The following is a 21496-nucleotide window of genomic DNA, read 5'->3' as shown; positions in this document are numbered from 1 at the left end:
ACCGTCGCCCTACCGCACCGTCGACAGGGCGATCTCGAAGGCCCGCCGGTTGATCGCCCAGGCTTCGAACGACGAGTCCTCGTCGGGGGAGAGCAGGATCAGGCAGACCGGCAGGCTGTGCGCATCCGCCCCCCCGGTCTCGCTGAGCGCGACTTGGGCTGCGAGGATGGTCATGGAGGTCCCGCTCCGGCGGGCCTTGCGGCGGTGGAGAAGGAGGCTGCGCTCCGCCGTCCGTTCCTCGGCGATGCGCTCGGCATCGGCGGACAGGGTGAAGCCCTGGTTGGCCAGCTTGGCGAGCGTGGTCCGTTCGATCTCCGCGGCGGCGGCGAGGGCGGCGGCGGCGGTCGCTTCCGCGGCGCCGAGCACCGCGATCAGGCTGCCGCGGCCGGTGGAGCCGTCCGGCCCGACATGGTCCAGCACCAGGGAGGCGCCGTCCGGCGGGGCGTCGCCGCCCGGCGTCTCCCGCCACAGGCCAGAGGCGAGGAAGCGGACGGCGTGTGCCCCCTTCAGCTCCGTCCATTCGAACCCCTCGGCGAAGGTCTGGCCGGTCGGCTCGGCCAGCCGGAAGCGCATGGTGGCGAGCAGGACGATCTCCTGCATCACCCGATGGTCGGCCTGCCCGCCCCGCGACGGTCCCCCCTGCATCATGCGCCCGTCGATCAGGAACAGCAGGTCGCCGTCCTTGACCGTCAGCAGCCGGTGCAGGCGCAAGCCGCCGTCATGGCGGCCGGCGGCGAGCGCGTCGCCCATCATGCCGGTCGGCGAAGGCGCCTGGCGGAAATCCAGCTCGCGGTAGCCCTGCGAGCGCATCCAGGCGCGCAGCCAATCCGCCCCGTGAATCTCGCGCGGCAGGAAGGCGGCCCAGACCACCAGTTCCACCCCCTCCGCCGCTCCCGTCGCATCCGGCTCCCCCGGATAAAAGCGTGCCAGCGGGACGAGGGGTGCCTCCGGGCCGGGAGCGGCGGTGGCCGTCCGTTCCACCGCCCAGCCTCGCGGCAGGGCGATGGAGAAGCCGGTTCCCGCCGGCAGGCCGTCGCGGACCAGGACGTCCAGATAGGTGGCTTCGATCACCGGGCGCGGCGACAGCGGCGCCGTCAGCAGGGTCGGCAGTCTGGGGTCCATGGTCTACTCTCCCGTCGCGAGGCCGGCCGGACTCATGGCCCGGCGCTCCGTTCCCGGCCGGTGTAGCGGGGGCCGACGCTGAGGTCCACATCGGCCTTCAGGCCCAGCAAGGCCGCGGCCTCGCCCGCCAGACCCATATGGTAGCGCCCGGTCTCCAGATCCTTGAAGGCATGGGCGGACGCCCCGGCCCCGACCGAGCCGGCGGACGCGCCGCCCTTCCCGCGCAGGCTGATCGTGTAGTCGGTGAAGGGGATCGGGATGTTGATCTCGCCCTTGAGGTCGCCGGAGGCCGCCGCCGCACCGGCCTTGGCGCCCAGCGCGATGCCGGCGCGCCGCCCGTCGGAGCCGATCAACCCGTCGGCCTTGGCTTCGGCCTGCATCAGCGAATATTCGCCGCCGCCCTCGGCCCAGGGGTTGTTCTTGTCGGTGCCGGCGAACAGCGTGCCTTCCTGCGAGACCATCACCGCCTTGGCCGATGCGGTGCCGCCGATGCCATGGACGATGCCGCCGGCGGCCTTCGCTTCAGCGGTCAGGTTCTCCATCTTGTGGGAGCCGCCGACATAGCGGTTCCCCAGATGGCCGGCATGTTCCATCTTCACCATGCCGACGCCGACCTCGCCCTTGGCCTGTCCCAGCAGGCCCTGGCGCTTCGCCTCGCCGTCGGCCATGGCGTAGAGCGCGCTGACATTGTCGTCGCCGCCCGCCCGCTTCAGGAAGAGCGGCTTCTTCGGGCAGGGGGCGACCGGCGCGCCGGGCGGCGCAGGCGCCGCCGTCTGCGCCGCCGCCTGTCCTGCACGGGCCGCGGCGGGGGCCGCCGGCGGGGCCGGCGGCGGCGCCACGACCAGCCGCTGGCCCGACGCGATCATGTTGGGGTTGGAGATGCCGTTCAGCCGCTGCAGCTCGGCCACGGTGGTGCCGTTGCGCCGGGCGATGGCGGACAGCGTCTCGCCGCGCTGGACGGTATGGACGGTCATCGTGTGGCCCCCGCCATGCGAGGAGCCGCCGTCAGCGCGGCGGTGATCTGGTCGAGCCGCGCGTCGGCGTCGCCCGGCCCGTCCAGCCCCGGTCCTTCCAACAGGGCGCCGAGCCAGGCGAACTCCTCCCGCCGGGCATGGTCGGCCGGGAAGGCCGCCAGGATGTGGACGTAGCGGGTGATCTGCCGCTCGGTCTCCATGCCGTGGGCGGAAGCAGCGGCGAGCGCCGCCTCGATCCGGGCGGCGACCTCCCCGGCCGGGATTTCGGGGGCCTCCCGCGCCATCATCGCCGCCGCGGCGGCACGCAAGCGGTCATGGAAGGCGTCGGCGCGCGCGGCGTGGAGCTGCCCCTGCTGGCGGTCGGAGATGCGCAGCATGGCTCAGCGCTCGCCCGGCCACAGGATGCCGGTCCAGACCAGCAGCGCGGCGACGCCGCCGGCGAGAAGGAACAGCGCCATCAGGGTGAAGCCGGCGGTCTGCGCCAGATCCGGCGCACGGTCGCGCAGGATGGCGTCGGCGATGGCGCCCTTGGCCTCGATCCGGGTGAAGAGGGCGCGCAAGCGGCCGACAAAGCCGGTGACGAGCGCCGGGGCCGCGAGGGCGAGCATGCCGCCGCCCAGCCCGACGAACAGCGTCTTGTAGGCCCGGGCGGCAAGATCGCGGTTGCCGCCGAACAGCGGCAGGGTGCGCTCTCCCAGCACGGAAAGGCCGATCAGGGTCAGGAGAAGGAGAAACGCCGCGAGGAGCAGGCGTCCTTCGGTCGAGGACGGAAGCGGATCCATAACCCTTTGGAACCCTTTGGCCGGTCGGGGTGAAAACGGGCAAGCGGGAGATTCACAAAAGCAACCGCGCCTGTCCACTCCGTTCACCGTCCATATCATTCGGCATCGCAACGCCGTCAGGCGGCAACGCCCAGCCGTCAGGCGTTGACGATCGCCGGCATGGCGAGGGCCTGGTAGCTGTCGCGCTGCTCGGTCAGGCTCAGCAGCAGGTCGGTCAGGCTGTCGCGGGCGAAGGTGTCGGAGGTCTCCGCCAGCTTGCGGCGCACGACGCCGATGAACTCCTCCAGCACTTCCAGGTGCAGTGTGGCGGAGGCGAGGACGTCCTTGGCGATCGGGGCGGTCATGATGGCGGTCTTTCGCGTGAGAGAGAAGGCGGAAGGAACGGCAGGATCAGGCGGCGAGCGCGGTGACGGGCTGAACAGTCGCGAGCACGGCGCGGTAGGTCTCGCGCTGCTCGGTCAGGCCCGCAAGCAGGTCGGTCAGGCTGTCGCGGGTGAATTCGCTGGTGGCGCCGTTCAGCTTCGACTGGGCGATGGCAATGAATTCATCGACAACATCCAGGTGCAGAGCGGAGGAATTGAAGATCTCGGCAGCGCAATCGGTCTTGGACATGGCGGCGATCCCTGTATTCGTGGCGGAGGCTTTTGCCCGTTCTGATGAGCTTATTGAGACATCCGGCCAGTTAACGAGGTGTTAAGATCACCGATTGGTCCCAGGTCGATTGGTGATTACCACTTCCAAGAAAAACGCCGCCGAACGCCGCTTTACGATTTTGCGGTAGGATTACTTCTTTAGATTGGACATGAAAAAACGCGGCCGGTTGCCCAGCCGCGTCCTTCACTGTCGGTTGGCCCCGATCGGGCCAACCCCATCAGACCGCCTGCGGCAGCCCGTGGATGTAGCCGACGCCGCCGCTGCGGCGGTTGCGGTAGGCATCGTCGATCAGGCTGGCGACGCTGTCCTTGACCTTGTCGTGCAGGCCCTTCTCCCAGTCGCCGGGGTGCTGGAAGTTGCTCATGATGTAGGAGAAGCCGTTGACGTCGTCGACCGCCTGCAGGCCGGTCGATTCGGCCCCCGCCGGGCAGGACAGCAGGCGGGCCAGCTGCCTAGTGTCGACGTTGTAGGCCCACAGGAAGTTGTTGACGTGGTTGCCGCTGTCCTCGCCGATGAACAGGGTGCGCAGCTTCTCGGAGAACTTCAGGTTGTCCGGGTTGGCGATCAGGTCGGCGTCGGCGGTGTTGCCGAGCGCGTCCGGGGTGGCGAGGTCGCGGCCGACCAGGGCGGGGACCGGGCTGAAATGCACCGGCACCCAGTCGCTGGCGATGGCGGCGCCGGCGAGGTCGGTCTGGCCGGCCTTCATCGGCAGCTGGTAGACGGCGCCGGCGTTGATCGCCTTCACCTTGATGCCGCTCTTGCCGTCGCTCATCGACTTGTAGATGTAGGACACCGCCATGTAGGCGGTCTTGTCCTTGGCGTTGACGGTGACGCCTTCCAGCTTCGACAGGGCCAGCGTGGCGCCGACGGTCGGGGCGTAGCGGTGGGTTTCCAGGAAGGCGGCGGCCTTCTCCATGCCCGGCTTGAACCTGACCCACTGGGGCTTGCCGTTGAAGCCGATGGCGGTGAAGGACGGGTCCTTCGGATCCTCCTTTTTCACCTCGACGATGTCGGCGGCCTTCAGGCTGTCGGCCAGCTTCTCGATCTCGGCGCTGGTGGCGTGGCCCAGCTTGACCCACTTCAGCGCGAAGGCGCCGCCCTTGTCGATGTCCTTGCCCTCTTCCTGCTCCATCCTGGCGGCATAGAGGGTGCCGGCCGACAGATCCTTGGCCTTGTCGGCGATGAACATGAACAGGCCGCCGTTGGTGGTGTCGTCGCCCATCAGCACGGTGCGCTCGTCCGGCATCACCTGCACCAGCTCGTGCGAGATGCGGCCGAGATTGTAGTGCTTCCTGATGGTGCCGGTGCCGTCGGGGTTCACGAACACTTCCGGCATGTGGCCGTAGTGATAGGGGTTGGCCTTGGTCTCGTCGCCGAACAGGTTCTTGCTGTAGGCGCGGAACTGGTCGTCGAGGGCGGTCGCGTCCGGCTCGTACTCCTCGCTCGACAGGTGGGTGTTCCAGGGCGACAGGCTGGCGCCGCAGGTGATCCACAGACCGTGCGCCGGGCTGGTGTCGACGTTGTGGTACTGCACCAGCTTCAGCGCGCCGGTTTCCTTGTTCTGGTCCAGCGTCAGGACGGCGATCGGCGACGGCAGCTTGCCGTACATCGAGGCGTCCTTGGAATCGCGGCTCGCATATTCGAACTGGACGACGGCGAACAGGGTGTTGCCGGTGACGCCGGCCACCTTGGCGCCGGGGATCGGAGCCAAAAGGTTGCAGCCGTCCGGGCAGTCGGAGAAGAACTGCGCCGGGGTCGCCATCGACCGGTCGAGGATCGGCTTGCCGTCGATGTCGGTATAGCCGCCGGCCAGGATCGTGCCGCCCTTGCCGTCCGGAACCTGATCGCCGGTGATGAACAGCGGCTGGTAGCCGAGAGCGAAGCTCTGCTTCGTGCCGTCGGCCCAGGTCACGACCATGCTGGACTCGACCATGGTCTTGGCCTGCGCGGCGGCGGTGGTGGGAGCGGCCATGCCGACGAACTCGACGGCGACCGGCGCGCCCTTGGCGGCGGCTGCATCGGCGCCCGAGGCGAACAGCAGCTCCCCGGCGCCGATGCCGGCGACCGGCAGCAGCGGCAGCCCGGCAAGGGCGCGCAGCACGGAGCGGCGCGACGTCTCAGGAAGATTGGCGGACGGATTGGTCATGACTGGTCTCTCCCGAACCCTCATCAGGGCAAGCGGCTGGCGTGGCCGCGCCGCCGGGCCGTTTGGGGTGCCGGACGACGCAGCCTTGTTATTGGCGAGCGGCGGGAGGCTACCGCGGGGATGTTACAATTTGACGGTCGCCCCCCGTTCGATGGGGTGCCGACCATCCGTCGGTCAGCGCGCGCTGAGCATGCAGGTGCGGTCGGACGGCATGGGCAGGACCACCGGCTTGCCGTCGGCCCCGGTGCCGCGCACCTCGCGTCCTCCGGGTTTTCCGCCGGCTTGGCCGCCGGTGGCGGGCAGATCGACGATCTCCGGGTCCGCGACCTGCCCGGCGACGGTCCATTGCCGGGTCTGCGGGTCCTGGCAGCGCAGCTCGTACCGGCCCTTCATCGGCTCGGCGGCGGCCGGGGAAACCGCTGTGGATGCAAGGGCGCCGGTCAACAGAAGGGCGGCCATCGGAGCGGACAGGGCGAAACGGGTCATCGGGATCCTCCTCAACTGGCTTTGTCCGGGGATTGGGGTCGGGACAGCACCCGCGCGATGTCGGCCTGCCAGATCATGCTGACCAGCGCGATCTGGGTCAGGAGGTGCATCTCGCCGCGGCCGATGGCCTCCAGCAGCTCCGCCTGCGTCAGGAACAGGATCTCGGTGTCCTCCAGATCGTCGGCGACCGGTTCGGCGACGCGGCGGCAGCCGGTGGCGTGGAACATGTGCGACCAGGCCCCGCCCTGGTTGGCGTTGACGATGTAGGCGCCGAGATCGGTCCATGCCTCCGCCTCCATCCCCGTCTCCTCCATCAGCTCGCGCTTGGCCGCGGCCAGCGGGGCCTCGTCGGGGGACAGGTGGCCGCCGGGAAAGACCAGACCGACCTTACGCGGCCCGTGGCGGTATTGGCGGTAGGTGACGATCCGTCTGTCCGCGGTCTCGGCGAAGATGCAGGCGAAGGAGGGCTGGTCGAACTGGTAATAGTCGTCGATCCGCCGCCCGTCCGGCAGTTCCACCGTCTCCACCCGCACCTTCAGGAAGGGATCGGCGTCGAGCAGCTCGCGGCTGCCCAGCACGGTCCAGGGGTGGTGGAGGCGGTAAGGGCGGTGTCCGGGCATGGGAGGGCCTGTTCTGTGACGGGAGCACGTTCCGCGGCGACGCGATCGCCGGGGAGAGGCCTACCAGCAGCCGTCCACTTCCGTCCAGTCTCCCTCTCGGAGAGGGGGCAAAGGGCTAGGAACGCGATGCAGGAAAGAACATTCTCCAGCGCAGGGCATAATATTTTGCAAATACCAAGCACCAGAGCGTCAAATGAGAGAATATCCGTTAATAGACCTCCCTTATGCGTGTATAAAATGAAACGAGATGTGATGAATTTTTGCTGACTGCCTATTTGCATTGAGCCGGTTTGGCAAAATGCTTATCGGTTTGCGTCCATTTCCATCAAGAGCCATGCAGACCGAATCCAATTCCCCCATTCCGCGCCTGATCCATCAGACCTGGAAGACCAGTGACGTCCCGCCGGAACTCCAGGGCTTTCAGCGCAGCTGGACCGGATGCAATCCCGGCTTCGCCTACCGGTTCTGGACCGACGACGACATCGGGCGCTTCGTGGCGGAGGAGCATCCGGCATTGCTGCCGGTCTTCCACGGCTATGCCGACCCCATCGCGCGCATCGACCTGGCCCGCTACCTGATCCTGCGCCGTTTCGGCGGGGTCTATGCCGATCTCGACTTCGAATGCCTGCGCCCGATCGACGGGCTGCTGGAGGGCCGGAGCTTCATCGTCGGGCTGGAGCCGGAGGAGCATGGCCGGCTGGCAAAGGCGGCGGAGCGCGGGCTGCCGCGGATTCTCTGCCCGTCCTTCCTCGCCTCCGTCCCCGGCCATCCCTTCTGGGACCATCTGCTGTCCCGGCTGGTCGAGGCGCGGCAGTGCGGGGACGTGCTGGACGCCACCGGCCCCTTCCTGCTGACCCGCGCCCACGCCGCCTATGAGGGGGCCCGGTATGAGGATGGCCCGGCCGCGGTGACGGTGCTGCCGCCGGAGCTGCTCTACCCCGTCACCAAGGACGATTGCTGGAGCGGCCGCCTGTTCGACCCGGTCTTCTGGGAGCGGGCGACGCGCGACGCCTATGCCGTCCATCACTGGGAGGGGACATGGTTCCGCGGGGCGGCGGAGCGCGGCGCCGGGCTTGGCGCCGGATTGCCCCGGCAGGTCGCGGCGGTGGTGACCGACGGGCGGCCGGAAGGCGAGCGGGCGGCCGTGGCTCATTCACCCATCACCGGGGCGGAAGGGCAGCCGCTGATCTCCTGCCTGATGGTCACCAGGGGGCGGAGCAGCTTGCTGAAGTTCGCCATCGAGGGCTTTGCGCGCCAGACCTATCCCAACCGCGAACTGGTCGTCGTCTGCGACAGCCCGGCGCTGCCGCAGGACGACCCGCTGGAGCGCGCCATCCGCGATGCGGGGTGCCCGAACATCCGCCTGATCCGGGTGGAGGCCGCCTCCCCATCCGGCTCCCAGCCCGGCAGCTTGACGCTGGGCGAGCTGCGCAACATCGCCGTCGACCAGGCGGCCGGCCGCTATGTCTGCCAGTGGGACGACGACGACCTCTACGACCCCTGCCGGCTGGAGATGCAGCAGCGGGTTCTGGCCGCCGCCGGCGCCCAGGCCTGCCTGCTCGGCCGCTGGATGATCTGGTGGCCGGCGGAAGACCGGCTGGCGGTGTCCCCCGAACGGGACTGGGAAGGCTCGCTCCTGTGCGAGAAGGCGGCGATGCCCCGCTACCCCGCCCTCCGCTGCGGCGAGGACACGCCGGTGGTCGAGCAGCTGCGCCGCAGTGCCCGCGTCGTCCGCATGGACCTGCCGCGGCTCTACACCTACGTCGTCCATGGCGGCAACACCTTCACCGCTTTCCATTTCGAGGTCCACTGGCAGACGGCCACCGCCCGTTTTGACGGCGGGCGCTGCCGGGCCGTGCTGGAGGAGATGGGAAAGCGCCTGCCGGTGGAGGCCTACCGCCGGGCCGTCCCTGTCCCCACCCCTGTCCCCACCCCTGTCCCCACCCCTGTCCCCGCCACCGTTGCGGCGCGGCAGGACCGCGTGCTGGTGCTGACCCCGGTGAAGGACGCTGTCGCCCATCTGCCGCGCTACCTGGAGCTGCTCGGCCGGCTCGACCATGATCCGTCCCGCCTGTCGCTGGGCTTTCTGGAGGGGGACAGCCGCGACGGGACCCATGACTGGCTGGCCGGCCGGCTGCCGGAGCTGCGGGAGCGCTACCGCCGGGTGACCCTGCTGCGCCATGACCACGGCTTCCGGCCCGAGGGGCCGCGCTGGGCGCCGGAGATCCAGCGGCGGCGGCGGGAGGTGCTGGCGCGCTCGCGCAACCGGCTGCTGTCCGGCGCGCTGGGGGACGAGGACTGGGTGCTGTGGCTCGATGCCGATCTGGTCGATTACCCGCCGGACCTGCCGGCCCGGCTGCTCGCCGCCGGGCGCGACATCGTCGTCCCCCATTGTGTCCTGCCCGACGGGCGGACCTTCGACCTCAACAGCTTCCGGCTGGAGGGGGAGACGGAGGACCCGCGCCATCTGGCCGACGGCATCTTCCAGCCGCCGCGCGGCGCCGGACGGCGCTATCTCGGCGATTTTCCGGGAGAGGAGGCCGTGCCGCTGCACGGGGTGGGCGGCACGGCCTTGCTGGTGCGCGCGGACCTTCACCGCGAGGGGCTGTGTTTCCCACCCTACAGCCATCGCGGCTACATCGAGACGGAAGGGCTGGCGGCGATGGCGCGCGACATGGGCATCACCGCCTGGGGTCTGCCGGGCCTGCGCATCGTCCATGCCGATCACTGACAGGCGAAGCATCATGCCGACCACCCAACATCCCGTCGCCGACAGCCTGGAGATCGCGGCCAGCATCGTCGTCTGCACCCATCGGCGGCCGGAGCTGCTCGGCGCCTGCCTGGACAGCCTGATAGGGCAGCGGGTGGGCGGCGGTTCTCCGGATCTTCTTCATGGAAGTCCAGGAGCCCACGAGATCCTGGTGATCGACAATTCCGCCCTGGCGGAGGGACGGCCGGTCGTCGAGAGCCGGCAAGCCGCCTTCGCCCTGCGGGGCGTGCCGTTGCGCCATGTCCTGGAGGAAAGGCCCGGCGTCAGCTTCGCCCGCAACCGCGGCGTGGCCGAGGCGGCCGGGGAACTGATCGTCTTCATCGACGACGACGAGCGGGCCTGCGACGGGTGGCTGGAGCGGTTGCTGGAGCCGTTCCACCGGCTGGGTGATGCCGTCGGCATCGTTGCCGGCGAGGTCGAGCCGGATTTCGGCGCCCTGCCCAGGCCCGGCTGGCTGGCCGACGACATGATGCATTTCTTCTCGTGCCGCTGGGGGTGGGACAGCGACTCCCGCTTCCTGCGCGAGAAGGAATGGTTCGGGGAAGGGAACTGCGCCTTCCGCAAGCGGCTGATGGACGGGCGTTCCTTCCCGACCGATCTCGGCCGCAAGGGGGATGGGCTGCTGACGAATGAAGGCATCGTCTTCATGGAGATGCGCAGCGCCGGAGCCGCCGCCTACTATGTGCCGTCCGCCACGGTGTCCCATTTCATCCATCCGGACCGGCTGAACCGACGCTGGCTGATGCGGCGGATGTTCTATCAGGGGGTCTCCAACCGCCTGACGCAACGGCACTATGGGGTGGCGGAGCAGCGCTGGGACTTCAACGTCAATCTGGCCAAGCTGGCCGACCTCGACGTCGAAAGCCTGGAGGGGGAAAGCCTGCGGGCGATGATCCGGCTGTATTACCAGCTCGGCTATGCCACGGCCCTGGCGATGAACTGAGGCAACCGGGCTCCGGTCCCGTTATGCTGCCGGGGCACGACGACGTCGTTTGCATTGTTGCCCTGAACACAAGGACGTAGGGAGGCAGGGGAAAGCCGATGGCCATGGACGGTGTCGAGCATCGCGTGCTGTACCGCGACCCGCGTTTCTACGCGTCCTTCCCGTCGCTGACCGCGGGGCGGGACGGTTCGGTGCTGCTCGCCTTCCGGCGGGCGCGGGACCATCGCTGGCTGCGCGGGGCTACGTTCCGGGCGGGAGAGGCCGGGTTCAACCATGTCGACCATCTCGATTCCCGCTCCCAGACCGTCCTGCTGCGGCTCGGCCCCGATGCGGAACCGCTGGGGGAGGCAACCGCCCTGCCCCCCGATCCGCAGGCGGCCGACCAGGATGCCAGCCTGCTCACCTTGCGCGATGGCCGCATCCTTTTGACCGGCTTCCGCTGGTACCCGGTGCCGGCGGCCGACGGAGAGGCGCTGCGGGCGCTGGGCTTCGGGCTGGCGGGAAGCCCGCAGAAGACCGGCGACCTCTACCTGTTCTGGGGCGGCTACAGCCGGCACAGCGACGATGACGGGCGGAGTTGGACCCCGCACCGCGACCTGCCCCCCCTGCCCGGCCATCCCGACATCGTGCCGGGCCAGCGGCCCTTCCATGGCGGGGCGGTGCGCGGCCGGGCGGTGGAGGCGCCGGACGGCACCATCCTGCAGACCGGCTACACCCACCACCCCTCCACCGGCACCTATGCCAGCCACCTCTTCGCCTCCACCGACCGGGGGGAGAACTGGGTGCACCGGGCGATCATCGCTCTCGATCCCGAGGCCAAGGCCGGCTTCTGCGAGACGGCGCTCTATCTGGATGCCGACGGCGTGCTGCACGCCTTCCACCGCACCACCGGGCTGGACGACCATCTGGCGACCTCTCGCTCGACCGACCTCGGCCAAAACTGGGAGCCGTGGCGGCGCCATGCGGTGGTCGGCCATCCCTATGACGCCTGCCCGCTGCCGGACGGCCGGCTGCTGCTGGTCGGCGGCTACCGCCATGCGCCCTACGGCGTGCGCGCCCGCCTCTACGACCCGCGCCGCCAGCAGCCGGACGAAGTGCCGGACCTGGTGCTGCGCGACGACGGGCCGGCGCCTGACCTGGGCTATCCCTGGGCTGCGGTGCTGCCGGACGACCGCGCCATGGTGGCTTATTACATCTGCGACGCCACGGGCCTGCGCGGGATCGAGGCGACGCTGTTCCGGCCGTGATGGGGAGGGGACCTGCGCCCTGCCGTGCCCTGACCGGCCGGCGGGGCGCGGGCTACCCTTCGCAACCATGGGAAGCCTCCTTCCTCCGCCTCCTGATCGAGTAGGGCGCGCGCGACCTCAACATCGCCCTGCTGCACCGCGACTGTCAGCAGGCGGCAGCGATCCGGCAGGGCAGCGGCCTTAACTTTCCCACGGGTTGACGATGGGAACCCCGCAATCCAGGAAATCCGCCACGTTCCTGGTTGCCAAGGCAGCGCCACGGGATGTCGCGATGGCGGCGATCTGCGCATCGAAGGCTCCGGTCGGTCGGCCCTGTTGCCGCCGTCCTGCCGCAATGGGCGCAAAGGCTTTTGCCGCCATGCTGTCGAAGGGCAGCACCCGGCCGGCGAAGTCTTCGGCAAACATCTGCTCTGCCGCCATCAGGAGATCGCTCCGACGTCGCCCCTCCGGCAGCAGGGCGAGGCCGAACAGGATTTCCGCCTGGGTGATCGTTGTCGTGAACAGGGTGGCGGCGGAGCGCCCGGCGAACCAGCGGAGTACGGCTTCGGACGGGGTTGGGCGCATCAGTTCCGAGAGCACGTTCGTGTCGAGGACGATCATCAGTCGAAGTTCGGCGGTGTCCGCAGGGGCGCGCGCTCCACCTCCGCCAAATCGACACCGTCGAGCCGCGCGAACCGCTGGTGGATGGCTTCCCCAAGATCCGGCGCCGGCTGGTTCTCTTCCGTGAGTGCCGCGCGCAGGATGTGGCGGGCCTCATCCTCCATGGAGCGGCCGTGATGGGCGGCCCGGATCCGCAGCCGGGCCTTCAAGGGATCCTCGAGGTTCCGGATCGTGATGCTGGCCATCGGTCGCTCCTGAGCATGTCGGGAGAAGGTTAGACAGTGATTGCATTGATTTCAATGATAGCGTCCTGCCCTCTCTACCGCCACTCTCGCCCGTCCATATCCTGGTACACCCCGAACCGGCCGCGCACCGCCAGCCAGTCCTCGGCCAGCATCTCGAAGATGTGCAGGTCGATCTCCTGCCCGTCCTTCACCACCTGGCGCTTCAGCACGCCGACCGGGCGGTAGCCGATCATCGGCTGGCCTCTCAGCAGGCGGGGGCTGTTGGTGCCCAGGATGTGGTTCACCACCTTGCGCAGCCCCAGCGTGAAGAAGACGTGGTTCAGCATGTAGGCGAAGTTCAGCGGGGCCGCCCCCATCCGCCCTGCCCGCTCGCCCATCAGCACGCCGACGGTGGCGATCTTCCATTCCCGCTCGGTCACGGTGATGGAGACATGGCCGGCCGGCACGCCATCGACGCAGAGGATGCGGTGGACATAGTCGTCCCGTTCCGCACAGCGCCGCAGCCACGTCTTCTGCCGCTCCACGTCGTAAGCCACGCTGGTCAGCATCTGGCTGGCGATGTCGGGCCGGGTGCGCCAGTCGAGCAGCAACTGGGCGTGCTCCTCCGTCGGCTCGATGAAGGTCAGGGCGCCGCTCATCAGGCAACCTCTCCCAATTGCCGCAGCATCGCCTGATGGAAGTCGAGGATGCGGCGCTCGCGCCAGCCGTAGATGCCGGTGATGTGGGGAAGATCGGCGATGCCGGGCCGGCCCTGCTGCACCGCCTCGCAGACAGGACAATCCTCGGCGATCACGGCGCCGGCGGAGTCGATCAGATAGGTGGCGGTGGAGCGGTGGAAGGCCTGCTCGCGCGCCGTCTCCAGCCGGGTGGTGGGCAGGAACAGCTGCCACCGCAGCACCGAGGCGTCGGCGGCGACCGGGTCGATCCGGTGCGGGATCACCGTGGCCCCGTAGAAGGTCGCCAGATAGAAGTTCGGGAAGATGAAGGTGTGGCGGTAGAACGACTCGTCGGCGAAGCGGCGCATGCGCAGCTTGGCGTCCAGCTTCGCCCACCAGCCGACGGTGCCGTCGGCCAGCAGCCAGCGGGAATCGCTGTTGGCGCCGTGGCGTTCGGTGACGAGGTGGGTCTGCCAGTCGGGATGGACCGCGGGGTGGATGGTGTCGGGATGGACGGTGGAGCCGTGGAAATCGTCCATCGTGTTCTCGACCAGCGCCTTCCAGTTGGCCTGGAACGCAATGCCGACTGGTGGCTGCGGGTTCAGGCAGTTGGCCGACATCATGGCCAGCCGCTCGCCATAGGGCGCCAGATGCTGGGCCAGGGTCGGCCCGCCGTCCCCGCCTTCCTTTGGCGCCACGCGGGCGAAGACCAGCGCGCCGCAGCGGTCGATCTGCAGGGGCCGCACCCGCTCCCCGTCGCGGCACACGCCCTCCATCGCCCCGCCGCGGCGCTGCAGCTCGAAGCGCAGCCCGGCCATTTCCGCGGTCAGGACATTCGTGTCGTCGAACACGCCCATGTAGAGCCAGCAGCGGCCGAAGACCCGCTCGCGCTCCTGGGCGAAGGCCTCGTCGGTCCAGAAATGGTTGTGGGGCAGGAAGGTGCCGTCCTCGGGGGCGATGCTCTGGACGGGATGCGCGCTCATGCCGGCAGCTCCGCATCGGCGGTGATGGGATAAAGGGTGACGGTGCGGGAAAAGCGGCTATCTGCGCCGGCTGGCGCGGCGCTGTGCAGCACCAGGGCGCCGTCCGGGGCCAGATGGAGGCGCAGGTTGGCCGCCTCGATGCGCTCCCAATCCCCGGCCGGCTCCAGCGCGTCGCCGCGCCGGGGGAAGGCGTCGGAGAGGGCGGCCAGCCGGGCGAAGGGGCCGCTTCCCAGTTCCTCCTCCAGCGAGGGACCCTCGGCCGCCACCCGGACGAAGACCAGCCGGCCGCAGCGGGCCAGCGAGGCCGGGTGCAGGGCCAGCCGCCGGCGCCCCTCGGCCTCCAGCTGGAAGTCGGTCGGGTTGAAGGGCAGCCCCACCGGCACGCCGTCGGCGTCGAAGCTCCAGCCGTGATAGGGGCAGCGCAATGGGCTGCAGCCCGACGGCTCGCCATGGATCACGGCGAAGCGGTGGGTGCAGACGTTGCGGAAGGCGACCACCCGTTTCTTGATGTTCTGGGCCACCAGCGGCACCGCCCCCACCCGCGTGGTGACGAAGGCGTTGGGGCTGGCGAGGTCGTCCTCCATGCAGAGGTGGAACCAGCGGCTTTCAGGGCAGATTTTGGGAGATCCGTTCTGCATGGCGGGCCTCAGGCGGTGCGGCCGCCGTCCACCGTGACGATGGACCCGGTCATCCAGCGGCTGGTGTCGGCGAGCAGATAGGCGATCATGTGGGCGATGTCGTCGGGATGGCCGAAGCCCAGCGGCTGCAGCGTGCGCAGATGCTCGTACTGCTCGGCGGTCAGCTTCTGCTTGCCGCGCTCGATCAGCTCGGTCTCGACGATGGAGGGGACGACGCAGTTGACGCGGATGCCGTCGCTCAGCAGCTCCACCGCCAGCCCCTTGGTGGCGGCGATGATGCCGCCCTTGCTGGCGGCATAGACGACGTTGCCCGGCGAGGCCGCCGTCGCAGCGGTGGAGGAGATCAGTGCAATCGCCGCCCGCTCGGCATGGCAGCCCTTCTGCCGCAGCCCGCGGGCGAGCGCGAGCGCGCTGCCCAGGTTGGCCCGCATCACCTCGTCGAAGAAGGCGGCGGAGAAGATGCGGATCGGCCGCAGCGTCTGGATGCCGGCGCAATGCGCGATGCCGTCGAAGGGTGAATCGTCGGCGCACAGCCCCTTCACCCAGCCCGGCACGGCTTCCAGATCCGACAGGTCGAAGGGGGCGATGGCATGGTCGTCCCCTTCCAGCCGGTCGGCGGTCCCGGCCAGCCGTTCCTCGTCGCGGCCGTTCAGCACCAGCCTTGCGCCGAGCTTCGCCAGCACCACCGCCGTCGCCCGGCCGATCCCGGCCGACGCCCCGGTCACCAGGATGCGGCGGCCGGTCAGGTCCATGGGGTTGTAGGCGGCTGTCATGGCGGGAGAATCCTGGTTGGTGGCGTGTCGGGACGCGGACCATAGCACAGGGGCGACACGCTCCCCGCTGCGGCTTTTTCGATTGAACGGCGGATGGTGCCTGGCCGGAGGTGCCGTCTGCTGCAATTGTCCGCAATCAATCTTCCGGAAACCAATCCGGGGCCACTGTGCGCTATGGTTTGGGCTATGGTGCCGACCACCGATTTCCGAAGAGGCCCCCGCCGGGCCCTTGAACACGCGAAGGACAGGACTGCCATGAAAGCCATCATCGACGGCATCCGGATCGCCGGCCTGCGCGCGGTGGTGCCGCCCCAGCGCCATTCCTTCGTCGAGGATCCGGGCATGTTCACGGTGGAGGAGATGAAGAAGCTGGCTGCCACCATCGGCGTCCAGGAACGCCGCGTGCTGCCGCCGCCCTATTGCGCGTCCGACCTCTGCCTCGCCGCGGCGGAAGGGCTGATGCAGCAGCTGGACTGGGACCCGGCGACGGTGGAGGTGCTGGTCTTCGTCTCGCAGGATGCCGATTACGTGCTGCCGGCCACCGCCTGCATCATGCAGCACCGGCTGGGGCTGCCGACCAGTGCCGCGGCCTTCGACGTGCCGCTGGGCTGCTCGGGCTATGTCTACGGCCTGTGGATCGCGGCAAAGCTGCTGGGCGGATCGACGGCCAAGCGGGCGCTGGTCCTGTGCGGCGACAACCCGACCCGTTACCTGCACCCCGAAGACCGCGCCACCCTGCCGCTGTTCGGCGATGCTGGATCGGCCACCGCCCTGGAGGTGGATGCCGCTGCTCCGCCCATCCCGGTGGTGATCGGCACCGACGGCGCCGGCGCGCCGCACATCTTCGTCAAGGCCGGCGGCAAGCGCCATTGCCTGATCCCGCCGGTCGGCACCGCCGGTCGGATCGCCGACGAGGAGGCCGCCGCCCAGCTGGAGCGCGACTCCCGGCTGACGCTGAACGGGGCGGAGGTGTTCTCCTTCACGCTGCGCGCCGTGCCGCCGCTGCTGCGCGAGGCGATGGAGCATGCCGGCACCGACGTCGAGGGCATCGACCGTTTCGTCCTGCACCAGGCCAACGCCTTCATGCTGGAGCATCTGCGGAAAAGGGTGAAGGCGCCGGCCGACCGTTTCGTCATCGACATGCAGGGCTTCGGCAACACCAGCTCCGCCTCCATCCCGCTGGCGATATGCCACAGCATGGGGGCGCAATTGGCGGCCGGGCCGGTGAAGACGCTGATGGCCGGCTTCGGGGTCGGCTGGTCCTGGGGGGCGATGGTGGCGGAGCTGGGGCCGATGCCGGAGCCGCAGGTGGTGGATTTGCCGGAAGGCTATCCGGTGCTGGCTGTTTGAGGGAACGCCCGATGTCCTTCGATCCGGCATTCGCGGCGGAGCCTGCGGGTCTCGACGCACAGCTTACCCTGGCGGCGCGCCTGATCCGCGACAATCAGGCGGCCAAGCTCGGCGGTATCCTGCGCCGCCAGTCCGTCCGCTTTCCCGCCCGCTTCCCCAATGACCCGCGGTGGCGCCTGCTGTCCGCTCTCGCTTGGTACGTCACCGGCATGGACCGTGCCTTCGCGTTGAGCGAGGCGCAGGCGGCGCGGACCATTGCCCCCGGCTTCTGGCCGGCTCACTTGGCCGAGGCTCATCTGCTCTGCGAGATCCGCGAGATGGAGTTGATCCACGGGGATTTCTCCGAGACCTGGCGGCATGGCCGGCGCAGCCGGCGCCGGCCGGACGAGGACTGGTTCCACGAGGCGCTGGACGCGGCGCAGATGGCGTTGGCCCTGGCGCCGGGAGCGGAGGTGTGGAACGACGTCGGCGCCGTCCATGCCGCCGGCGGACGGTTCGACTTGGCGGCGGAGGCCTTCGAGACCGCCCTGGGCTTCGATCCCGGACAGCGCCATGCGATGGCCAATTACGCCGTCGCCCTGCTGGCAACCGGGCAGGCGGAGCGGCTGCGCGACTATCTGGACCGGAACCGGCTGCCGGTGCGGCTGCCGGAATGCCTGGCAGAGGTTGCGGCCGAGGACCGCGTCGGCGCCCTGGCGCAGCCGCCGGAACCGGGCGAATGGCGGCGGACGGCCGTCTTCAGCCAGCATTGGTGGCGCGTGCTGCCGTCGATGATCGATCCGGCGGAGGAGGTCCCATGCGCCTGAGCATCGCCAAATGCGTCTGGGGCGCGCGCTATGTCCGGACCATGCTGGACGTCAATTTGCCCAGCCTGCTGGCGCCCGGCAACGTGCCGGCCGCCGCAGCCCGCCTGCCGCTGGAGCATCTGCTGGTCACCACGCCGGCCGACCGCGCGGTCATCGAAGCCCATCCGGCCTATCAGGCCCTGACGCGCCTGATCCCCTGCCGGATCGAGCCGCTGCAGGAGATGGCCGCCACCCCGGACTATATGGGCCAGATCAACCAGATGAATCTGGCCCACCGACAGATCCTGGCCGATTGCCGGGCACGGGGCGCCACCTGGGTCTTCGACCAGCCCGATCATGTCTGGGGCGACGGTTCGCTCGACCATCTGGCGACATTGGCCCTGCGGGGGGCGCGCTGCGTCCTGTTCGCCGGCATCCGCACCAACCGGGAGCAGATGGTCCCCATCCTGGAGAACTGGCGCGGCGACGCGACGGGAACCGGACCGGTCATGGCCATCGGCAACGAGCCGCTGCTGCGGCTGGCGATCGAGCACATGCACGTCCATGACCAGATCCGCTTCTGGGGGCCGCGCTTCAGCACCATCGGCGCCCACAATGTCAGCTGGCGTGTCGGTTCCCATTCCTTCCTGCGGCGGGTGTTCTTCGCCCAGCCCTTCCTGCTGGCGCCGCCGAAGGAGGCGGTGGAGCCGCAGCGCTCCGTCGATCTCGACTATGTGGAACGGGCCTATGCGCCGGAGGAGCTGTCCACCATCGCCAACAGCCGCGATTTCCTGGTCGTCGAGGTGAGCGGCCGCTACCAGTTCCGGGAGCACACCCCCTATCCGCTGACCGTCCCCTATCTGGCCGCCTGGACGCGGCGCTGGATCACCGACCGCCAGATGGACGTCTTCAGCACGCCGATCCGCTTCCAGGCCGACGATACGCCGGAGCATCGCTGGCAGCGGATGGAGCGTTTTTCCGGCCGCATCGAGGCCGCGCTGCGCCGCAGCCACGCGCTCTACGAGGCCCAGACGGTGCTTGCCGCGGAACGGCCGCTGCTCGCGGCCCTGCTCGGGCGCCTGCTGCGCGACGACCATGCCCACCGCCGGCTGGCGCTTCCGGAACAGGCGAGCTTCTTCGCGCCTCCCGAGCCGGTTCTGGCGGAGTGGCTGGAACTGTCGGGCGCCGATCTGCGGACGGCGGTCGCCGGGCGTCTGGTCGCCGGACGGGTGGTCACCAGACGGGACTGGCCGGGACCGGTGCGGCTTCCGACCCTGGCCGGCGGGGTGCTGGACGTGTATCCGCATGCGGGGGGCGGGGTGACGGTCGGCGGGGTGCACCTGACGCCGCTCGACCTGCCCGGCGGCCTGCGACTCTACAGTCCGGCCGCCATTCTTGCCGATGTCGAGCAAACGCTTTCAGGAGAGTGCCTGGAATGACCCCCTATGACGCCCTTCCGCCGCAGGCCTATTGGAAGCGTGCGCTCGTCGATACGGTGCCCGGCGACTATCTGCCTGCCAGCGACGTCGGAACGGCGATCCGCCGCGACACCCGTGTCGCCAGTGCCGGAAGCTGCTTCGCCCAGAACATCGCCCGCTGGCTGAGGGAGAACGGCTTCACCTACCTCGTCACCGAACCCGGTCCCGATGGTTTGGCGGAGGAGGAGCGGCGGGCGGCGGGCTGGGGTGTCTATCCGGCCCGCTTCGCCAACATCTACACCGCCCTGCAACTGCTCCAGCTGATCGAGCGGGCCTATGGGCGTTTTTCCCCGCGCGAGGATGTCTGGCGGTCGGAGGGGAGCTACGGCCCCGGCTGGGTCGATCCGTTCCGCCCCTTCATCCAGCCGGCGGCCTTCGCCACCCCCGCCGAACTGGCGGCCGACCGCGAGGCGCATCTGGCCGCGGCCCGGCGCATGTTCGAAGAGATGGACGTCTTCGTCTTCACCCTCGGCCTGACCGAGGCCTGGCGGTCGCTGGAGGACGGCGCGGTCTTCCCGGTCTGTCCGGGGAGCCGGGGCTGCGGCCGTTTCGATCCCGCCCGCCATGCCTTCGTCAATTTCGGGGTGGGCGAGGTCGTTGCGCATCTGGAGGCTTTCCTCGACCGTCTGGAGGAGGTCAATCCCCGGGCCCGCGTCATCCTGACCGTGTCGCCGGTGCCGCTGGTGGCGACGATGGAGCCGCGCGACGTGCTGCAAAGCACGGTCCATTCCAAGTCGGTGCTGCGCGTGGCCGCCGGCGACATCGCTGCCCGCCGTCCGCAGGTCGATTATTTCGCCTCCTACGAGATCATCACCGGCACCTTCCAGACCGACCGCTACTATGCCGCCGACCGGCGCAGCGTGACGCCGGAGGGCGTGGCCCATGTCATGCGCGCCTTTTCCAGCCTGTTCGTGGCCGGGGACGAAGCGAAGGGGGATGGTCCGGCGGAAGCCGCCGTTTCCGCTGTTCCTTCTTCCACCGTTCCTTCCGCTCCCTCCTCCGCTGCATCGGACACCGCTCCGCCTCCGGTGGAAAACCTGCCCGAGATCATCTGCGAGGAGGACATGGCATACGGGCGGCGGGGCAGCGATCCCTTGTCGGGGTTCGGCATACCGCTTTGCGATTTCTATCTCGATGGCTTCATCACCAGCTACATGCCGGCCGGCCATCCGCTGAACCCGATCTATCGCGATCTGCTTGCCACCCTGGCGCCCGATCGGCACCGGGTCCTGGAATCGCTGGAAGAGTGGCTGGACGCCCTTGCCAAGGCCGCGGCCGGACGGCGGATCGCCGCCTGTTTCGGAGCGTCGCACACCTGCATGATCCCCAACTGGCCCTATCCCATGGCCCAGCGGCTGGACAGCGCCGCCGCCGGCAAATGGGTGGTGGTGAATGCCGGCGTGTGTGGCTGGACGGTGTTCCGGATTGCCGATTTCATGCCAATCCTGAAAGGAGCGCTGGGCACCCGCGGGCTGCGGATCGACCGGGCGCTGTCACTGGACGGTGCGAATGACGTTCTTTACCGGCTCAATCTCCACTACAAGCATTTCGTCGCGACGGATCCGGAATCGGCCCTGCTCCAGGACGAGGGAGAGTTCCTGCGGCGGCACGGCTATCAGCTGCGGACGCTGCCGCCGCCGCCGTTCGATCTGAGCGTCACCGTGTCCAAGTTGGACGTCGGCGAGGATTATGGCCGCAATCCGCCTTGGATCTACCGCCCGCTGTCGGAGTGGACCGTCGATATGGTCCAGCGTTTCCTGTTTTCGGTCGATGTCACGCAGCGCATTGCCGAAGAACTCGGCTTTCCGCTGGTGAACATGCTGCAGCCGATGACCTATTGTCCGGAGCGTTCCCCGCAGGCGCATCAGACCAGGCGGAAATTCCGGCAGGCCTCCCCGGACGGCAATCTGGATTTCTTCCGGTGGAGGCAGGAGAACCGCATCTCGCTGCATGCAGGCGAGTACCAGATCCTCATCCCCCCGGAGGAGGCCCGCACCAACATCATATTCGATTTCACCGCTCCGGTGCCCTTCATCACGGAGCTATGGAGCGGGAAGGCGATGGAGCGGCCGGACCGTTTCGTCGATCTCAACGACCTCTATCACCGCACCGAGGCGGCCGGCATCGAAGGCTTCTTCCAGCCCGACTGCTATCATTATTCCCAAGCGGGGTCGTTGTGGATCGGCGAGCAGGCCGCCGGCCTGCTGCTCAGCAGGCAATGACCGGCGGGCGATGAGGTGGCGG

The 21496-nt window shown here is 69.1% G+C and carries 22 protein-coding genes; 7 read left to right on the top strand and 15 right to left on the bottom strand.

Annotation, left to right across the window (positions count from 1 at the left end):
- Positions 1-9 precede the first annotated feature (9 nt).
- From F1643_RS02610 to F1643_RS02570, 9 genes are all read right to left on the bottom strand, one after another.
- Positions 10-1122 carry a hypothetical protein gene (locus F1643_RS02610; protein ID WP_194910482.1) on the bottom strand — a complete coding sequence of 371 codons (1113 nt, stop codon included), beginning with the start codon at positions 1120-1122 and terminating at the stop codon, positions 10-12.
- A 32-nt stretch (positions 1123-1154) separates the two neighbouring features.
- Positions 1155-2096: a LysM domain-containing protein gene (locus tag F1643_RS02605; protein ID WP_194910480.1), complete on the bottom strand. Its 942-nt coding sequence runs from the start codon at positions 2094-2096 to the stop codon at positions 1155-1157.
- Positions 2093-2473 carry a hypothetical protein gene (locus F1643_RS02600; protein ID WP_194910478.1) on the bottom strand — a complete coding sequence of 127 codons (381 nt, stop codon included), beginning with the start codon at positions 2471-2473 and terminating at the stop codon, positions 2093-2095. Before F1643_RS02600 ends, F1643_RS02605 begins: the two co-directional genes overlap by 4 nt.
- 3 nt (positions 2474-2476) lie before the next feature.
- Positions 2477-2878: a hypothetical protein gene (locus F1643_RS02595; RefSeq protein WP_194910477.1), complete on the bottom strand. Its 402-nt coding sequence runs from the start codon at positions 2876-2878 to the stop codon at positions 2477-2479.
- Positions 2879-3015: 137 nt separating this feature from the next.
- Positions 3016-3222 (bottom strand): hypothetical protein, encoded by a 207-nt coding sequence (locus F1643_RS02590; RefSeq protein WP_194910474.1) that lies wholly within the window; start codon positions 3220-3222, stop codon positions 3016-3018.
- Between the two features lie 46 nt (positions 3223-3268).
- On the bottom strand, positions 3269-3490 hold the full coding sequence (locus F1643_RS02585) for a hypothetical protein (protein WP_194910472.1): 222 nt from the start codon (positions 3488-3490) through the stop codon (positions 3269-3271).
- Positions 3491-3749: 259 nt separating this feature from the next.
- Positions 3750-5678 carry a PhoX family phosphatase gene (locus F1643_RS02580; protein ID WP_194910470.1) on the bottom strand — a complete coding sequence of 643 codons (1929 nt, stop codon included), beginning with the start codon at positions 5676-5678 and terminating at the stop codon, positions 3750-3752.
- Between the two features lie 174 nt (positions 5679-5852).
- Complete coding sequence (locus tag F1643_RS02575) at positions 5853-6164, bottom strand: hypothetical protein (RefSeq protein WP_194910462.1); 312 nt, start codon at positions 6162-6164, stop codon at positions 5853-5855.
- 11 nt (positions 6165-6175) lie between these two features.
- Positions 6176-6784 carry an NUDIX hydrolase gene (locus F1643_RS02570; RefSeq protein ID WP_194910460.1) on the bottom strand — a complete coding sequence of 203 codons (609 nt, stop codon included), beginning with the start codon at positions 6782-6784 and terminating at the stop codon, positions 6176-6178.
- Positions 6785-7118: 334 nt separating this feature from the next.
- Here F1643_RS02570 and F1643_RS02565 point away from each other — a divergent pair, with 334 nt between their 5' ends.
- From F1643_RS02565 to F1643_RS02555, 3 genes are all read left to right on the top strand, one after another.
- Positions 7119-9515 carry a glycosyltransferase gene (locus F1643_RS02565; RefSeq protein WP_194910457.1) on the top strand — a complete coding sequence of 799 codons (2397 nt, stop codon included), beginning with the start codon at positions 7119-7121 and terminating at the stop codon, positions 9513-9515.
- A 13-nt stretch (positions 9516-9528) separates the two neighbouring features.
- On the top strand, positions 9529-10497 hold the full coding sequence (locus F1643_RS02560) for a glycosyltransferase family A protein (RefSeq protein ID WP_194910455.1): 969 nt from the start codon (positions 9529-9531) through the stop codon (positions 10495-10497).
- Between the two features lie 98 nt (positions 10498-10595).
- Positions 10596-11744, top strand: a complete 1149-nt coding sequence (locus tag F1643_RS02555; protein ID WP_194910453.1) for a sialidase family protein — start codon at positions 10596-10598, stop codon at positions 11742-11744.
- Between the two features lie 180 nt (positions 11745-11924).
- Here the strand turns inward: F1643_RS02555 and F1643_RS02550 are convergent, their stop codons facing one another.
- The 6 genes from F1643_RS02550 to F1643_RS02525 form a co-directional block, all read right to left on the bottom strand.
- Positions 11925-12344, bottom strand: coding sequence for a type II toxin-antitoxin system VapC family toxin (locus F1643_RS02550; protein WP_194910452.1), 420 nt, complete (start codon positions 12342-12344; stop codon positions 11925-11927).
- Positions 12344-12589, bottom strand: coding sequence for a plasmid stabilization protein (locus tag F1643_RS02545; RefSeq protein ID WP_194910450.1), 246 nt, complete (start codon positions 12587-12589; stop codon positions 12344-12346). The genes F1643_RS02550 and F1643_RS02545 overlap by 1 nt, the downstream gene beginning before the upstream one ends.
- Positions 12590-12663: 74 nt before the next feature.
- A complete protein-coding gene (locus F1643_RS02540; protein WP_194910448.1) occupies positions 12664-13227 on the bottom strand; it encodes a GNAT family N-acetyltransferase in 564 nt (187 codons plus the stop codon).
- Positions 13227-14228: an RHO alpha subunit C-terminal catalytic domain-containing protein gene (locus tag F1643_RS02535; protein ID WP_194910446.1), complete on the bottom strand. Its 1002-nt coding sequence runs from the start codon at positions 14226-14228 to the stop codon at positions 13227-13229. Before F1643_RS02535 ends, F1643_RS02540 begins: the two co-directional genes overlap by 1 nt.
- Positions 14225-14866 (bottom strand): Rieske 2Fe-2S domain-containing protein, encoded by a 642-nt coding sequence (locus F1643_RS02530; protein ID WP_194910444.1) that lies wholly within the window; start codon positions 14864-14866, stop codon positions 14225-14227. The genes F1643_RS02535 and F1643_RS02530 overlap by 4 nt, the downstream gene beginning before the upstream one ends.
- An 8-nt stretch (positions 14867-14874) precedes the next feature.
- On the bottom strand, positions 14875-15639 hold the full coding sequence (locus F1643_RS02525; RefSeq protein WP_194910437.1) for an SDR family NAD(P)-dependent oxidoreductase: 765 nt from the start codon (positions 15637-15639) through the stop codon (positions 14875-14877).
- Positions 15640-15894: 255 nt separating this feature from the next.
- On the opposite strand from F1643_RS02525, the gene F1643_RS02520 reads away from it, so the two are divergent.
- From F1643_RS02520 to F1643_RS02505, 4 genes are read left to right on the top strand one after another with little or no spacing between them, the layout of a single operon-like run.
- Complete coding sequence (locus F1643_RS02520) at positions 15895-16989, top strand: 3-oxoacyl-ACP synthase III family protein (protein WP_194910435.1); 1095 nt, start codon at positions 15895-15897, stop codon at positions 16987-16989.
- Positions 16990-17000: 11 nt separating this feature from the next.
- Positions 17001-17795 carry a hypothetical protein gene (locus F1643_RS02515; protein WP_194910434.1) on the top strand — a complete coding sequence of 265 codons (795 nt, stop codon included), beginning with the start codon at positions 17001-17003 and terminating at the stop codon, positions 17793-17795.
- Positions 17786-19213, top strand: a complete 1428-nt coding sequence (locus F1643_RS02510; protein WP_194910432.1) for a hypothetical protein — start codon at positions 17786-17788, stop codon at positions 19211-19213. Before F1643_RS02515 ends, F1643_RS02510 begins: the two co-directional genes overlap by 10 nt.
- Positions 19210-21474 (top strand): GSCFA domain-containing protein, encoded by a 2265-nt coding sequence (locus F1643_RS02505; protein ID WP_194910431.1) that lies wholly within the window; start codon positions 19210-19212, stop codon positions 21472-21474. The genes F1643_RS02510 and F1643_RS02505 overlap by 4 nt, the downstream gene beginning before the upstream one ends.
- Positions 21475-21496: the final 22 nt, after the last annotated feature.

The organism is Azospirillum sp. INR13, from assembly GCF_015390205.1.
Lineage (GTDB): Bacteria > Pseudomonadota > Alphaproteobacteria > Azospirillales > Azospirillaceae > Azospirillum.
Note: the sequence above shows the minus strand (reverse complement) of the source record. Positions and strands in the feature narration are given on the sequence as shown.